Annotated in this window: 16 protein-coding genes and 1 tRNA gene; 12 read left to right on the forward strand and 5 right to left on the reverse strand. The window is 32.5% G+C overall.

Annotation, left to right across the window (positions count from 1 at the left end):
* The first annotated feature begins 120 nt into the window (after positions 1-120).
* The 3 genes from SM9_RS00360 to SM9_RS00370 all read left to right on the forward strand — a co-directional run bounded on the left by SM9_RS00360 (position 121) and on the right by SM9_RS00370 (position 3,564).
* The gene (locus tag SM9_RS00360; RefSeq protein WP_058738251.1) at positions 121-1,944 is read left to right on the forward strand and encodes a threonine--tRNA ligase; all 1,824 of its coding nucleotides are present in this window, start codon (positions 121-123) and stop codon (positions 1,942-1,944) included.
* A 66-nt stretch (positions 1,945-2,010) separates the two neighbouring features.
* Positions 2,011-3,237, forward strand: coding sequence for a bifunctional 5,6,7,8-tetrahydromethanopterin hydro-lyase/3-hexulose-6-phosphate synthase (locus SM9_RS00365; protein WP_058740279.1), 1,227 nt, complete (start codon positions 2,011-2,013; stop codon positions 3,235-3,237).
* Positions 3,238-3,285: 48 nt separating this feature from the next.
* Entirely contained in the window at positions 3,286-3,564 is a 279-nt protein-coding gene (locus SM9_RS00370) for a zinc ribbon domain-containing protein (protein ID WP_058738252.1), read from the forward strand.
* Here SM9_RS00370 and SM9_RS00375 read toward each other — a convergent pair.
* Entirely contained in the window at positions 3,561-4,409 is an 849-nt protein-coding gene (locus tag SM9_RS00375; protein ID WP_058738253.1) for a hypothetical protein, read from the reverse strand. The genes SM9_RS00370 and SM9_RS00375 overlap by 4 nt on opposite strands.
* A gap of 146 nt (positions 4,410-4,555) precedes the next feature.
* On the opposite strand from SM9_RS00375, the gene SM9_RS00380 reads away from it, so the two are divergent.
* The gene (locus SM9_RS00380) at positions 4,556-5,140 is read left to right on the forward strand and encodes a flavodoxin family protein (protein WP_058738254.1); all 585 of its coding nucleotides are present in this window, start codon (positions 4,556-4,558) and stop codon (positions 5,138-5,140) included.
* A 13-nt stretch (positions 5,141-5,153) separates the two neighbouring features.
* On the opposite strand, the gene SM9_RS00385 is transcribed toward SM9_RS00380, so the two are convergent.
* Positions 5,154-5,633: a hypothetical protein gene (locus SM9_RS00385; protein WP_058738255.1), complete on the reverse strand. Its 480-nt coding sequence runs from the start codon at positions 5,631-5,633 to the stop codon at positions 5,154-5,156.
* Between the two features lie 8 nt (positions 5,634-5,641).
* Positions 5,642-6,265: an energy-coupling factor ABC transporter permease gene (locus SM9_RS00390; RefSeq protein WP_058738256.1), complete on the reverse strand. Its 624-nt coding sequence runs from the start codon at positions 6,263-6,265 to the stop codon at positions 5,642-5,644.
* Positions 6,266-6,828: 563 nt separating this feature from the next.
* On the opposite strand from SM9_RS00390, the gene SM9_RS00395 reads away from it, so the two are divergent.
* The 6 genes from SM9_RS00395 to hisB all read left to right on the forward strand — a co-directional run bounded on the left by SM9_RS00395 (position 6,829) and on the right by hisB (position 13,458).
* Complete coding sequence (locus SM9_RS00395) at positions 6,829-9,687, forward strand: FmdE family protein (protein WP_058738257.1); 2,859 nt, start codon at positions 6,829-6,831, stop codon at positions 9,685-9,687.
* Positions 9,688-9,737: 50 nt separating this feature from the next.
* Positions 9,738-10,205 carry a hypothetical protein gene (locus SM9_RS00400; protein ID WP_058738258.1) on the forward strand — a complete coding sequence of 156 codons (468 nt, stop codon included), beginning with the start codon at positions 9,738-9,740 and terminating at the stop codon, positions 10,203-10,205.
* Between the two features lie 88 nt (positions 10,206-10,293).
* A complete protein-coding gene (locus SM9_RS00405; RefSeq protein ID WP_058738259.1) occupies positions 10,294-11,856 on the forward strand; it encodes a flippase in 1,563 nt (520 codons plus the stop codon).
* Positions 11,857-11,925: 69 nt separating this feature from the next.
* A complete protein-coding gene (locus tag SM9_RS00410) occupies positions 11,926-12,618 on the forward strand; it encodes a TOBE domain-containing protein (RefSeq protein ID WP_058738260.1) in 693 nt (230 codons plus the stop codon).
* 20 nt (positions 12,619-12,638) lie between these two features.
* Positions 12,639-12,839, forward strand: coding sequence for a 4Fe-4S binding protein (locus tag SM9_RS00415; protein WP_058738261.1), 201 nt, complete (start codon positions 12,639-12,641; stop codon positions 12,837-12,839).
* A 40-nt stretch (positions 12,840-12,879) separates the two neighbouring features.
* Positions 12,880-13,458 carry an imidazoleglycerol-phosphate dehydratase HisB gene (gene hisB, locus SM9_RS00420; protein ID WP_058738262.1) on the forward strand — a complete coding sequence of 193 codons (579 nt, stop codon included), beginning with the start codon at positions 12,880-12,882 and terminating at the stop codon, positions 13,456-13,458.
* Between the two features lie 79 nt (positions 13,459-13,537).
* Here the strand turns inward: hisB and SM9_RS00425 are convergent, their stop codons facing one another.
* Entirely contained in the window at positions 13,538-14,368 is an 831-nt protein-coding gene (locus SM9_RS00425; protein WP_058738263.1) for a F420-dependent methylenetetrahydromethanopterin dehydrogenase, read from the reverse strand.
* Positions 14,369-14,602: 234 nt separating this feature from the next.
* Positions 14,603-14,674 (reverse strand) — tRNA-Val (locus tag SM9_RS00430).
* 103 nt (positions 14,675-14,777) lie between these two features.
* Here SM9_RS00430 and ilvE point away from each other — a divergent pair.
* Positions 14,778-15,701, forward strand: coding sequence for a branched-chain-amino-acid transaminase (gene ilvE / locus SM9_RS00435; protein WP_058738264.1), 924 nt, complete (start codon positions 14,778-14,780; stop codon positions 15,699-15,701).
* A 9-nt stretch (positions 15,702-15,710) separates the two neighbouring features.
* Positions 15,711-16,544 carry an undecaprenyl-diphosphate phosphatase gene (locus tag SM9_RS00440; protein ID WP_058738265.1) on the forward strand — a complete coding sequence of 278 codons (834 nt, stop codon included), beginning with the start codon at positions 15,711-15,713 and terminating at the stop codon, positions 16,542-16,544.
* The last annotated feature ends 176 nt before the right edge of the window (positions 16,545-16,720 follow it).

The raw sequence follows: 16,720 nt of genomic DNA on the forward strand, positions 1-16,720 counted from the left end.
ATTTTTTTGTTTGAATCAAAATACTAAATAATTCACTCGATTTTACATTCTTTTTATATTAATTAAATCATTTTATATAATATTAAAAATAAAAATTAAATCATAATATATGGTGGTCAAATGAGAATACTATTAATTCATTCTGATTATTTAAATTATAATGTAAAAAAGAAAACACCTGTGGCTGAAGAAATCGAAGAAGCCAAACATAACGGTTCTTTTGATGATTCTTTAGTAGTATTCACAGCTGTTGAAAAAGAAGACGAAGATAATCCTCAAGGAATTGTTAAAAACTTAGTCAAAGAAGTTTTAAAAACTAATGAACAAGTTAAAGCAGAAAATATTGTTTTATATCCATATGCTCATTTATCTTCTTCATTAAGCTCACCAAAAGTGGCAGTTGAGATTTTAAAAGATGCTGAAGAAGCACTTCTGGCTGAAGATTTAAATGTTCAAAGAGTACCGTTCGGATGGTATAAGGCATTTGAAATATCCTGTAAAGGTCACCCATTAAGTGAACTTTCAAGAACTATCACTGCAGATTCAGAAGAAGAAAAAATAGAAAGAAAACCTTCTAAATGGCAAATTCTTGAAGGAAATGAAATAACTGAAATTGAAGATTTTAAATTTGACAATAAGGCCTTCAAACAGCTTGTCGATTATGAATTAGGTCAAGGTGCATCTGATGAAGGAGAACCTCCTCATGTCAAATTAATGAGAGAAAAAGAAATCTGTGATTATGAACCTGCATCCGATGTAGGTAACCTCCGCTGGTATCCAAAAGGAAAATTAATCAGAGATTTATTAGATGATTATGTTTATGATTTGGTAGTTGATCGTGGCGCAATGCCTGTTGAAACTCCAATCTTTTATGATTTGGACAACCAGGCAATTTACGAACATGCCTACAAATTCGGTGAAAGACAATACAGAACTGACACCAAAAAGAATTTAATGTTAAGATTTGCAGCATGTTTCGGTGCATTCAGATTAATGAGCGATTCATTCTTAACCTGGAAAAATTTACCAGCTAAAATCTTTGAATTAACACATTACAGTTTCAGATATGAGAAAAAAGGTGAAGTTGTAGGTCTTAAAAGATTAAGAGCATTCACCATGCCTGATTTCCACTCTTTCTGTGCTGATGTACCATCATCCTTGGAAGAGTTTGCAGCCCAAACTGACATGTGTCTACAGACTGGTAAAGACTTGAACCTAGACTTTGAAGTAATCTTCAGAGCAACCCAGGACTTCTTTGATGAAAATAAGGAATGGATGTATGAAATCGCATCTAAATTCAACAAACCAATTCTTTTAGAAGTATTGCCTGAAAGACATCATTACTGGGTTTGTAAAATCGATTTAGCAAATATTGACTACTTAGGTCGTCCGATTGAAAACCCTACAGTTCAAATCGATGTTGAAAGTGGAAAAAGATTTGATGTTGAATACTTAGGTGAAGACGGCAAACAGCACAACCCAACAATCTTGCACTGTTCACCTACAGGAAGTATTGAAAGAGTCTTATGTGCAATGCTTGAAAAGACAGCTATTGAGTTAAATGAAAAATCTCCAATGTTGCCAACCTGGTTAAGCCCGATTCAAGCAAGAATAATAACTGTTGGAGAAGCACATGAAGAGTTTGCAGAAGAAATTTACGAAAAAATCAATGCTTCAAACATCCGTGTAGATATTGATGACCGTGACGAAAGTGTCGGTAAAAAAATCAGAAACGCATCCAAAGAATGGATACCTTATATATTTGTTATCGGTGATAAGGAAGTTGAATCCGGTAAATTCCAGGTTACTGTTCGTGAAACCGGAGAAAAAGTGGACATGGATGTTGATGAATTAATATCTGAAATTTCAGACAAAAATAAAGGAATGCCTTTCAGAAGATTACCTTTACCAAAGGATATCTCAAAACGCATTAACTTCCAATAATTATATTTACAAATAAAAATAAATTATAAAGTGTTATTATATAACGGAGGAAATTTAATGGACCCAATGTATAGAATAGGAGAAGCTCTTATTGGAGACGGCCCTGAATTAGCACACATTGATTTATTAATTGGTGACAAATTCGGCCCTGTTGGTCAAGCTTTCGCTAATGGATTATCCAATCTCTCAGTTGGACACACTCCATTAACCAGTGTAATCAGACCAAACTTAATGACAAAACCAGCAACTTTAATTATTCCTAAAGTAACTGTTGGTGATTTAGACGCTGCTAGTAAAATATTTGGACCTGCACAAACTGCTGTTGCAAGAGCAGTAGCTGATGCGGTAGAAGACGGTTACATACCAAAAGATATTGTTGAAGATATTGTAATTAACGTTAGTGTTTTCATTGACCCTTCAGCAGAAGATTACAGAAAAATCTATCAATATAACTATGGAGCTACCAAATTGGCTATTAGAAGAGCTATGGAAGGATACCCTTCAATTGATAAAGTTCTCGCAGAAAAAGACCGTGGAACTCACCCAATTATGGGATTCAGAGTACAAAAACTTTGGTCTCCACCTTACTTGCAAGTTGCTCTTGACTTAGACAGTAAAGAAGCAATGGCTAAAATCCTCAATGATTTACCTGATAAAGAAAGAGTACTTATTGAAGCAGGTACACCACTCGTTAAAAAATTCGGTGTCGGTGTAGTTGAAGATATCAGAGCACTTCGTCCTTCTGCATTCATCATTGCTGATTTAAAAACTTTAGATGTTGGACGTGTAGAAATTAAAATGGCAGCTGATGCAACCGCTGATGCAGTAGCTATTTCCGGTTTAGGTACTATTGAATCAATCAAGAAAGCTATTCATGAAACCCAAAAACAAGGTATCTATGCTATCTTGGACATGATGAATGTAGCTGACTTTGAAGAAAAATTATCACAATTGCCTGATGATTTAAAACCTGATATAGTATTATTACACAGAAACGTCGATCTTGAAACTTACAAAGCTGAAAAAGGTGAAGATGTAAGTGAAATGACCGAATGGGGTAACATCAAAAAGATTAAAGAAATCCTTGGCGGTGGCTTAATTGCAGTAGCTGGAGGAATCACTCCTGACAATGTAGAAGAAGCTATCGATAAAGGTGCTGATGTAATTATTGCAGGTAGATACATTATCGGTTCAAGAGATGTCAGAAGATCTGCTCAAGACTTCTTAGCACACTTCCCACCTGATCCTGATAATATGAGACTTGCAATGGATGAAGACGAACAAGTAAATTAGATTTATTTCTAATTTATTTTCTATTTTTTTTAAAAAAGAGGTATTTTTATGGGTTTTTGTAATTCTTGCGGCAGACCAATCGTAAAAGAAGATTATGGTACTAATGAGGATGGAAGTTTAAATCCTGAATTTTGTAAAGACTGCTTTCAGGATGGAAAATACACCGAGCCGGATATAACATTGACTGAAATGATTGTTCGCAAATCAAAAGAGATGATGGAAAAAAATCCAAGATTGCCAGAAACTACAGCAACAGGTATCACCACAACATTCATACCTGGACTTAAAAGATGGAATCCTGAATTTAAGGATGATTATCAATTTTAGATTTCTTTATTTAACATAAATTCTTTAACTTTACTTGCAATGTATTCATCGCGAGTTCTTGTTGTTTTTAATTTATATAATTCTTCTTCTAAATCGTTGTATTTATCAACTAAATCGTTATAATCAAGACGTAAGTCGTCATAATCTTTTTCTAGGCTTTCGTTGACCTCATACATTTCTGCATATGAAGTCTTTGTATTGAGATTTTCCTGTTTGAGCTGATCATATTTGGAAGTAACATTATCATAGCTGCTTTTTATATCGGCATGCTCTTCTCTTAAAGTGGAACATTTGGTTTTCAGGTTTTTATTTTCTTCTTTAATACTTGAATATTTGGTTTTCAGGTTTTCATTTTCTATTTTCATATTCACGTATTTATTTTTAAGATTTTCATTTTCTTCAATTAATCTAGAGTGTTTTGTTTTGATTTTATCGTTTTCTTCTTTTAGAATAGTCATTGTGTTTTGTTTTGATTCTTGGTTAATAGCTTCTAAATTGTTGATTTCATCTTCTTTAGCGTGAAGCTCTTCTTTTAGCTCTTCAATTATTTTTTCATATTCTGAGGAATTATCATTATTATTAATTAACTGTTCCAACTTTTCCACTTCCATCATATACAAGTAATTAGCTACTCTGTTTGCATGCAACTCTTCTTCCAGATTATTGAATTCTTCAATTTCAGACTGAGGAATTATTAAAACATTTTCTTTATTAGAATAGATGTCTTCATTTTTCGGCACTGTAATTTGAATTTGTTCAGTAGTATATTTCTTTTTTTCACCAGTTTTTAAAGTTCTGTGATACTCCCTTGAATATTTTTTTACAACACCATGTCCTATTTTCATAAATATTTCCTCAAATAATTACTATTATATTAACTTATGGAGTTTAGATATTATAAATATTGTGTATAATCCAGTGTTCAAATCATATTATTAGAAATTTTTAATTGCTTTGAAAAGCAATATATTATCATTTGGTCGTGGTTGATATGAAGATTTTTGGAATTTGTGGAAGTCCTAGGGTTAATACGACAGATTATGTGATTCGAAATGCTTTAGATAAATTAAAAAGTCATGGTTTAGAAACGGTGTTGTTTTCATGTGCTGGAAAAACGATAAAACCGTGTATGCACTGTGATTATTGTCTAAAAAATAAAAAATGCATAATTGAAGATGATATGCTTGATGTTTATGAAAATTTGCAGAATGCGGACGGCATTATTTTAGCTACTCCAGTTCAAAGCGGAGGCATTTCAAGCAATCTCTCAACAATCATGGACAGAACACGAGCTCTTGAAGCAATTGATTATAATTTGCTTAGAGGAAAAATAGGCATGAGCATTGCTGTTGGAGGTGACAGAACCGGCGGACAGGATTTCGCTCACTTAAAAAACATTACTTATTTCATGATTCATGGTATTATTCCGGTAAGTGGTGGTCCTTTCGGATCCAATCTGGGTGCTTCATTCTGGTCAAATGACAGTTTGGAAGATGTTAAAAAGGATGAATATGGGATGGAATCTCTCAATAGGGCATTGGTCGAATTTTCAAAGTTCTTAAAAAAGTATATTTAGGTAAAAACCTAAATCACTTTTTTTTCATTATTAAAACACCACATCCTACACCAATGATTATTCCGATAACTGCTCCAATAACTAGTGGCAGTCCAAAACTATTTCCGTTTTGGGGATTTTCTGTCGGTGTATTCATAACCTGGTTTAATCCTTGCAATATCGTGTCATTATTAACGTCTTTGATAACAATGATCCTATTTGATAAATCCTGATGATTTTTTAAGAATTCATCTCCGGTATCCTGATATGCTACAAGCAGTATTCTTTTATTTGTATTGTTAATGCTGTGTTCCAGGATGTGTGCTACTTCATCCTGTGATGTGAATTTATAAACACTGATATTTTTTCCATTTGCATCAGCTATATCCTTTACGAGTTGTCCATTCGTGTCATTTGCAATAACCATTGTATCTGCAGTAACATCAACTCCATGAGCAGATACTGCAGTTATTGCTAGAATGGATACTAATAATAAAATTAATATTTTTTTCATTTAATCACCTATATTTTATTTATCTCCATTATTTCGGGTTTTATTTTTTTAATTGCAGTAATAATTATTATATTTGCAAATCCTTCTATTATTGATATGAATAAGTAGAATGGAACTAAAGTTGCAAGCAAAACATCAAAATTCATTGCACCGGATATTATTAAAATTGCCACTTGTCCAAAAGTCGCCGCCATGATTCCTATTATTGTTGAGGCGAAAATTGCAACTTTTTTGTTTATGTCTTCGAATAATTTATAGAATCCATAAGTTACAAAAGACAGTATAAATCCCATTACTAGGAAGTTTGCTCCAAGAATGGTTATTCCCCCCATATTAAGCATCAATGACTGCATTATCAGACTTAAAAACGAAACTATGTTTGATGAATTCGGTCCAAGCATGATTGCTATAAGAGGTATTAAGAAAAAGTGTATAGGAACTCCTAATGGTGATGGGATGGATAAGGATGTTACTGTAATTGTAAATACGCTAAAAATAGCAATAGATATAATCCTTTTTTCTTTATTTTCATCTTTAGAAAATTTATAAAGGAATATTGATATTATTATTAGGGTTAATATCCAGTATATTATCGCTTGATTCAGTGGAACTATTCCATCAGGTAAATGCATAAAATCACCTATATTACTATTATTTATTATTTTATTTATTGTATATTAATTTTTATAAAAAAAGTATTATTTAAATTTTTTTCTTTATTTTCTTTTTTTTCCAATAAAATTATTTAATTTTATTTAATTTTTTAAAATTCTTTTTTTTCAATATTTGTATGTCTTATAATTTTATCATTGTCATTGTAGTTTAAATATAACATTGTTAATAGTATTACTTATTTTTTTTATCTCATTTTTATCTTTATTTTTTATTATTTTAATTATTTTTATTTAATTTTTCATTTTATTGTTATTATATATTTAATTATTGAAATTAATTATTTAATATTTTTATTTTTTTATTTATTTGGATTTTATTCATTTTACTGTTTGTCGATTTTGAAAAAAGTAATACTTTTTTTAATTTTTTATTAAGTTATGTAATAATTAGATTTATATTAGTATTACTATAAATCTTACTTTGTATTATGTTTAATAATTTTTAGACAGAATACGACTTTAAAAAAAATTTATAAATTTATTGGGGAGGCTAAATTATTAGAAAACAATTTATTGTGCTGATGATTTTGTGTGTAATCTTCACATTATTTGTTGGTGGAGTTTCTGCAGAGGATGTAACATCTGATGTGGATAATGCAGTATTGGCTGATTCAATTAGTTCTGATTTATCTCAAGTTAATGTTGCGGTAGATTTTGAATTTTCAGATGATAACAGCAAAATTACTCCAACTTTTGGTGTTGTGAATAATACAGTCATATCTCAGAATTATGATAACTCATCAAAATATTATAATGTTAAAATTAATTCCACCGGAATTGCAGATAAGATAAATGTTTCAATCTCTGCTCCGGGTTATTTAACTCAATATAAGCTGGTAGATTCAAAAAGTGTATCTCCGGTTAATGTTAAAATGTTGGCAAGTGATAGTTATAAATTAGGTCATGATGTAACTGCAAAAGCAGATTCATTGCTTGATTTTAAAAATGCTGATGCAGTATTGGCTATTACTACTGCAGGTGTACCAAAATTAAATGGTAAAACCAGTGAAGCAGCTATTGATGGAATTCTTAACTATGCTACTGGCTATGTTTCTTATGGTAGGGGTAATATATTAATGTTACGTCAAACTGCAGTTGATCCTATTGATTTTTGTTTTGTTACAAAAAAGGGCAATAATCTCAATGCAGCTATATTCTTGAATGGACAAACAAAAGAGGCATATCTTGGTACAATTTCCGAATATATGACTACATCCCAATGGAATACTTTATTTAAGGCTGTTGGTGGTGAAAATGCATTTTCATTCGCTAGTTTGGCTAATGGATGGAATGATGGAGTAACCTTCGATGTTTTACAAGAAGCAGCTTTCCATGGACACATCTGTGAAGGAACCCTAGGTGGTTATACAATAACAAAAGCATTACTTCAATATTATCCTCCAATTAAAGAAACTGGAAACGGAAAACAATCTCCTGGTGATATAACTTCCTATAAAGTATTAGGTATTCCTGGAGATTCAGCTAACGATGCTGTTATTTTCTTTTTAGATGCCACCTCTGGTAAAACATCATATGTTGGTTTTAATACTACTTCCACAGGTGCAACTGAAAAGATGATTGGTTTTATTCGTTGGAATAGTCAAACTAACAAAGGTACCATTGTTGTAATGGAATATGATTCTGATACAAATAAACAATTGTTTGAAAAAGAAACTGGAATTACTGGTGACGGTAGTTTGGAACAATTAAAATACAATACCTGGTGGATTAACAGAATCTATAAAAATCCTGCAAGTCTTGTTAAAATTTTAATTGAAAAAGAAGGTTTAACAAAAGAACAATATTTATATTTGGTTGGAGTTGAAGATGACGATGAAGATGAAGAAGGTCATGTTATTAACGCTACTAATTCCCATGGATTGGATTATGCTTATATTCAAGGATTAGATTTACCTAATGCTACTCGTGACAATGTTATCGCAAATAAAGGTTCATTAACTTATAACGATTTTAAAGATATTGGAAGTAAAGCTGCAAAAACGGCTAAAGACATTTATGAAAAAGAATTGGGTGTTAAAATACATAAAGACATGCCTAATTTGATGGTTTTAACTTCTGCCGGTTATGTAATGATTAATGAACAATCAACCGAAGCATGTTGGGATGGTTTATTTGAGGAATTAGGCTCTAGATTATCTAGAAAAACATTATTACCTAATCATAAGGCTATTTGGACACCATTATGGTTTAATTTCTTATTAAAACAAGATGATGGTTCTTTAATGAGTATATATATGAGATACAATGAGGATGGAACATTCTTTATTGGTGAGTATAATGGAACTCAAGTATATAACATTAATATGACTACTCTCAACAATTCAGCATTATCTGGCGGAATCAGTGCCAGTGCATACCCTGATGGAAACTACTTCAGTATTCAAAGTATTTCCAATGCATGGTCTGCAGGTCCTGCATTTGATCAAATAATGTCTTTCTTATTCCATAATCATGCATGCCCTGGTGTACAGCCAGGATTTTTCATAGTTGACTATATCCAAGAAAATTTCCCACTCAATGAAAATCAATCTTACATCTATATTGCAAACGAGCAATATTGTAAGGATGACAGTCTTGAATATATATTGGACGTATCTCCTGGTCTCGGTAATTATCTTGTTCAAAAATTAACAAGCGATGAATATAAAGGGGCTGATGATTTAGATGAAGAAGGTATATTGATTATTTGGGATTCTGCCAATAATATTGGTCAGGCTGTATCTATTAGTTATAAATGGCCAAGTCCTGATTTAAGTGCATATGCAACTTCAGAATCTAAAAGAGCTGCTCAAATTCAAGCATTCATTGATTTATACAATGGCAATGAAAATCCTATCTTAACTGAAAATTATCATACTGTTGCTCATGGTGACAGCAGATGGATTACTCAAGAGCAATATCAAACCATCATTTCTGGCGGTGAAGGTAGTAGCCTTAAGTATTTAAGAAGCTTAGATGATGTAAGTAAAGAGGATTTATTAAAAGCTATTGAAGAAAGTAAAGCTAATGCTGAATCAAATAATACAAATACAAACACTAACAGTAATACTAATACTAATACTAATTCTAATAGTAATTCAAATGTTCCTTCATCCAGTTCTAATATTGGTTCAAATACTGCTCAAAGAAGTTATTCAAGTGTCGGAACTTCATCTAACAATAGGGTAAATGATGTTTCTGATGCGTCTGATGAGTCAGATAATTCTGATGGATCTCCATCTGATTCAGGTAAATCTTATGAGGTTACTAAACAACCGGTTACTAAATCAGCTTCTAATAATAACTTAATTTATGCAGTTGTTGGAGTTTTAATCATTGGTGTTTTATTCGGTGTTGGATATATGAGACGTAAAAACTAATTTAATAAGATTATTATTCAATAATCTTTTTTATTTTTTTCGTGATTAATATGAATTATAAATTTTTAGCAATATTTGTTTCTGTTTTATTTGTTTTGTCTTGTTTGGGAATGGCTTTTGCACATCCAGGCCATGGCAGCGAATATGTTGAAGAGGTATCTTCATCTTCAGATAGTTCCCATAGTAGTTCTGTTGCTCAAAGTTCTAATTCTGGAAGCGGGTCTTCTTCTAGTTCTGCAGGTTCTTCTGGTGGTTCTTCTTCTAGTTCTGCAGGTTCTTCTGGTGGTTCTTCTTCTCAATCTTCTAGTTCTGCAAGCGGCGACAAATCAGTTAATTCAGATAATGATGTTAAAAATACAAATGAAAGTCTAAATAATACAACTTCTAATGTAAATTCCTCAATCAATGAAACAAATGATGGTAATGAGTTATTCAGTTTGAATAATATTATTATTCTTATATTTGTGTTTATTATTGGGTTTTTAGCAACAATATTAATATTTAAATTATTTAAGTAGAAATATTCTACATTTATTTTTTTTCACTAAATTTATATATCATATCCCAGTATAATAATATTAACTAATTTTATATAAGGTCATATTCATGGGAAATAAACTGATAAGAGGTAGTTTAATAATTTTTGCAGGTAATATCATATTCCGTATCGGAGGATATATTTACCGTTTATTAATGGCTATGCTTTTGGGACCAACCATGTATGGTGTTTTAGGTCTTACTTTACCATTTCAGGGCATTTTTCAGACATTGGGTGCGGGAGGTTTGCCTCCGGCCATAGCTAAATATGTGGCTGAATACAATGCCGTTGAAGAATATGACATGGCCAGACAAACCATTTACACAGCTTTAAAAATCATGGTATTTTTAGGGCTTTTATGTGGAGTCTTGATGATTTTTGTTGTAGCTCCTTGGCTGACTTATTCTTATTTGGGTAAACCTGAAGCATTAGTTCCTTTACAGATTGTTGGACTTATCACACCATTCAGTGTGGTTTTGGGTGCATTCAGAGGAGCATTTCAGGGTGTTTACAAAATGGAGTATATATTATATACCCGTGCTATTGAACAGCTTTTCATGATTTTATTTGCAACTGCATTTGTATTAATCGGATTATCTACTGTAGGTGCTTTATGGGGTACTGTCATAGGCTATTCCCTTGCCGCATTTTCTGCAGTCTATATTTTCAAAGTATACATGCCTAAATATATTCCTGAAGCCAGTCCAGATTTTGTTTTCACCAAAAGACAGGAGTTAGGTCTTGCTGTTACATTAGTTAAATTTTCCATTCCAGTTATCATAACGGCTATTGCCGAAATGCTTATTTATAATGTCTGTACAATTGTCATGGGTAAATTTTTAACGTTGGATGCTGTCGGATTTTTTGCAGCGGCAGATCCTATAGCACGTTTGCCTTTGATGATTTCAATTTCAGTTGCAACTACAATTTTGCCTGCTTCTTCTGAAGCGTTTAAGGTTAAGGATATTCCAACTTTGCAGAAATATGTCAATGAATCATATAAGTATTCATTATTGTTTGTCGTTCCGATGTGTGTGGGACTTGCTTTATTTGCGGTTCCTACTTTGAGGGTATTGTATTTTGCCAAACCGGAATATGTTGCTGGTGCATCAGCATTGGCTATTTTAGCTCTTGGTATGACATTTTATTCAATTTTTGCCATTTCCACAAGTATCGTTCAGGGTATCGGCAATCCGCGCATTCCAATGTATATTTTAGTATTTGGTGTGTTTGTAACTGCTATTTTAAATTGGATTATGGTTCCTATAATGGGTATTGCAGGAGGTGCACTTGCTACTACACTTGCATGCCTGGCAATGATGATTCCTATAATCTATTTTGTATTTAAATTAACTAAGGCAAAGGCTCAAAAATTGCCTGTTATTAAAATCATTGCTGCTTCAGCTATTATGGGTATTTTTGCATTATTAATTCCTAAAAATGCTATTTGGCTATTTCCAGGAATTTTTGCCTGTATTATTGTATACTTTTTTGCATTGATTTTGGTTAAATTTTTCACAAAAGAGGATATTACATCTTTAAGAGAACTTTCCTCAAAATTCGGCCCTATTTCCACAATTGCCAATAAACTTCTTAATTTTGTTGAAAGACTGGAATTTAGAAATGATTAATATATAGTAAATCTTATTTTATATAACAAACAAAATAAATAATGTTATATATCTTTGGAGGATTATAATATGACTGATGTAAAAGCTGGTGTCGAATATAAGATTAATGTAGATGGTAATTCTTTTCTTCTTGACAGCAAAAAATACCAACTACTTGAATCTATTTTGGATACTGGTTCCTTAACGGAATCTGCCAAAATGGTCAAAATTTCTTATGGGACCGCACTCAACTATATTGACAAAATTGAATCCACTCTTCAAGTAAAAATTGTGAGTACTTCTAAAGGAGGTAAAGGTGGTGGTGGGGGCACCACTTTGACTGAAGAAGGTTATTCTATTTTGAAAGAGTGTAAAAAAATCAATGCAATCATGGAGCTTCACAAGGATGTAAATGAAATCGAAGCTGAAGTTTTGGCAATTGATCAATCAAAAGGGGTCATGACTGTTAAAATGAATAGTTTTGAGGTTAACATTCCTTTGAATAAGAACTATGCTGTAGGTGATAAGGTTTTGGCATTGATAAGCTATGACAATATCTTTTTGATGCTGGAACCGCAAAAATCAAGTATCCGTAATATAATAAAGGGTACTATTGTTGAAATGAGACTCAATAATGAGATTATTCGCGTTAATGTGGATGTTGGGGGAGTCAATATCTATTCAGATATTACTGTATCCGCTGAAAAGGAATTAAATCTTACTATTGGTAAAGAAATCTATATTGGATTTAAAGCAATGTCTGTGGCTACATTAAAATTGTAGTTCATTATATGGGTGAGTTCATGTTACAAATTGAGGTTGATGAGTCTAAATGTATTGGTTGTGGCAAGTGTTATGAGATTTGCCCTAAAGCAGCTAAAATTTGGAAAGTTACACGCGTTGCACGTATATTAGATTTGCGATATTGTCATGTCTGTACATTATGTGCAATGGAATGTCCTACAGACTGTATTAAAATCATACGTGATGGTCCAAAGGATTAAATGCTTTAATGTAAAACTAATTATTTTGTAGGTAATAATTATGAGTCGAATAGCTGATGTTGAAAGGAAAACATCTGAAACGGATATAAGAATTAAGATGAATCTTGACGGTGTGGGAAAGTATAACATTTCCACTGGAGTAAATTTCTTCAATCATATGCTGGAATCATTTTCAAAACACAGCATGATTGATTTGGACATTACTGCTGATGGTGATATTGAAATTGATGATCATCATACTATTGAAGATGTTGGAATTGTACTTGGCGAAGCTTTCCTGAAAGCTATTGGAGATAAAATAGGCATTAAACGTATGGCTCATGCAATTGTGCCTATGGACGAGTCTGTTGCAACGGTTGCCATTGACATTAGTGGCAGAAGCTACTGTAACATGAACTTGAACTTTAAAAATGAAAAAATTGGCGACATGACATCAGACATTGTCGTTCATTTCTTTGAATCATTCGCATCTTCGGCTAAACTTAATATATATGGTGAAGTTCAGGGTGTAAATGACCATCATAAATGTGAAGCTATTTTTAAAGCATTTGCAAAAGCCTTAAAAGATGCTATAAATATAGAACATGACCAGATGCCATCAACAAAAGGAGTTATCTAGTTAATGGATTCATTTCCATTATCTTATTTTTTAGGTTAATTTTTAAAAAAGTTAAAAAAATAAGTAGATGTTAGTCTACTTATTCTGGTTTTGAGATTAAATCAGTTTTACGACCAGGGTTTCCTTCTTTCATGTGAGGAGTTCTTAAGACTGTGTCGTTGGATTTTTCTAATTCTCTTGCTTCTTGTGCTAATTTAGCAGCAGCAGCAGCGATTTCGTGTGCAGCAGCAACTAAAGGAATGAAGTTTTCGAATCCTTTGGTCATGAAACAACCTTTCATGTCTAAGTTTGCGACAGATCCAGCCATTTCGTATGCAGCGATAGCTTTTGCTTTTGCGTATGGGTTAGCAAATTCAGCAGCTTCTACAGCTTTTTCAGCAGTAATAATGAGTTTTGGTAATTCGATTTCTTCTCCAGCATCAGCAGCAGCAATTACGCCGTCAATGGTTTTTTGTACTAATCTTAATGCACCAGTTTCTGCTAATACTTTTAAGATATCTGCGTTGAAAATAGCCATTTCAGTTGGGTCTAACCATTCTCTTTTTGCACCAATCATTGGGTCAGACATTACAATAATGTAACCTAAACCTTGTTCGTCCATTTCATCTTTCTTACCTTTACCTGGTGCGTCACCAATGATGATTGCAGGTAAGTCTTTTTCAGATAAGAGTTCTCTTGCTTTAGCAGGACCAGGTGCTCCTGGGTTTGGTGAAATGAATATTGCGAAATCAGGTTCAAATGCGTCTATTTTAGGGACAACATCTTCTACTTGTTCTGGGTTCATTTTTGCTCCAGATCCAAATACTCTTACATCAATATTTGGTCTGTCTGCTCTTTCGTCTAACAACAAATCGATAACTGGTGAAGTACCAATGTTACCACTTTTGATAATAGCAATTTTAACTACCATATTAAATATCTCCTATATTTGTAATATTAAATATGGTGGGAAAATTATTTAAATCTTATTATTTAATTATTGTATTCAAATAAATATTATGAAAATTAAATATTGTTTAATTGTATAATTATACATCTAAAAAATTAATCAAATTATTATTATATTAAAAAAAATATATACTAACATTTAATTAGATTTTTTTGTAATAAGTAATAAATCATAGTTAAAAATAAGAAAAAACAGTGGTTCCGACGAGACTCGAACTCGTGATCCCCTCCTTGTAAGGGAGGTATCATACCACTAGACCACGGAACCAACAAATTATATTATGGATTTAATATTATATAAGTCTTTCGTTGAAAAATTATATATAAAAATAAAATAATATAATTATTTAGAAAATTTAGATGTGATATATATGGCTTGGGATGATAGTGCAAGTAAAGTATGGATGGATGGAGAACTCGTAGATTGGAAAGATGCAACAATCCACTCTCTTTCTCACGTAGTCCATTATGGAACAAGTGTTTTTGAAGGTATACGTGCATATAGTAATGAAAATGGTGTAGCAGTATTTCGTTTAAAAGAACATGTAAGAAGACTTTTTGATTCTGCTAAAATTTACAGCATACCAATTCCATACACTGAAGAGGAAATCGCTGATGCAATCAAATTGACTATTAAAGAGAATGGTTTAAAATCATGTTACATACGTCCTATTGTATTTAGGGGATATGGCGAGTTAGGTGTAAATCCTTTAAACTGTCCGGTCAATGTGGTTATCGCTGCATGGGACTGGGGATCATATCTCGGTGAAGAAGGAATGGAAAATGGTGTAGATATTGGAGTTTCATCCTGGAGAAAACCTGCTCCAGACACTTTTCCTGCTTTGGCAAAATGTGGAGCTAACTACATGAACTCCCAATTGGCTAAAATTGAAGCTATTGAACATGGCTATGATGAGGCAATAATGCTTGATTATATGGGTTATGTTTCAGAAGGCAGTGGAGAAAACATATTTTTAGTAGAAGATGGTGTTTTACACACTCCATCACTAGGTTCTTCAAACTTAAGGGGAATCACAAGGGATTCCATCATGAAAGTTGCTCGTGACTTAGGATATGAAGTTATTGAAGAGAGAATTGTTCGTGAAAGATTATACTTGGCCGACGAAGTATTTTTCACTGGAACCGCTGCTGAAGTAACTCCAATAAGATCAATTGATCATAAAACTATAGGTTCAGGTAAAAGAGGACCTGTTGCTAAGGAGATACAGTCAACATTCTTTGACATTGTTGAAGGCAAAATCGAAGACAAACATGGATGGTTGGATTACATTTAAGGTGAATAAATGGATATTATTCAAGGTATTATTATAGGTATTGTTCAGGGATTGACAGAGTTTTTACCGGTCAGTAGTTCAGCACACTTAATATTTGCCCATAATCTTTTGGGTGTTGAAAGCTCTCTTGCTTTCAGCACGTTTCTTCATTTGGGATCATTACTTGCGGTTTTGATATTTTTCCGTGCAGACATTTATAAAATGTTGCGTGCATGGCTTTTAAGTGTAGGCGACATTCTGCAGCACAGATTTAAGGAAGGTTTTTATTCAGATCCATATAAGAGACTTGCATGGTATGTAATTTTAGCCACTATTCCTGTAGGGATAGTTGGTGTCTTATTTGAAAGTCAGGTTGATGCTTTATTTTCTGGAGCATTATATGTTCCGGGATTTTTCCTGTTTGTAACAGGTACGATATTGTACTTGTCTCAAAGGATGGCATCAGGCCAGATTGACATGTCACATATGGGATGGTTCCAATCATTGTTCATGGGGTTAGCTCAAGCTTGTGCAATTATGCCGGGGTTATCTCGTTCAGGAACTACTATTGCATCAGGTCTTGTAATAGGTCTTGATAAGGAATTTGCTGCAAAATTCAGTTTTATATTGTCAATACCTGCTATTTTTGGAGCATTCATTGTTCAACTAAAAGATATAGGTTCATCTATGGGGACTGATGCTGCAGCAGTGATTTTAGGTTTTATTGCTGCATTCATTTCCGGGTATATGGCTATCAAATGGTTGATTGATTTGATTCAAAATAAAAGTTTGGATATTTTTGCTTACTACTGTTGGATTGTAGGAATTATTGTATTTGTTGGTTCAATTGCCCATATCTTCTAATGGGTATGTAACTCATAATTTTCAATTTTTTCATGGCATTATCTTTCATAATTGTGAACGGTTGGTGTATTTGAAAAAAATTTTAATTTTTTTTCAAAATTATTCTCTTTTTCTATATTTTTTTTATTGCGAATAGATTTTTCAATTATATATTGTAGATTGAATAAGGTTTTATT

Origin of the sequence: Methanobrevibacter millerae, assembly GCF_001477655.1 — an archaeon.
In the GTDB taxonomy this organism is placed as follows: Archaea; Methanobacteriota; Methanobacteria; order Methanobacteriales; family Methanobacteriaceae; genus Methanocatella; species Methanocatella millerae_A.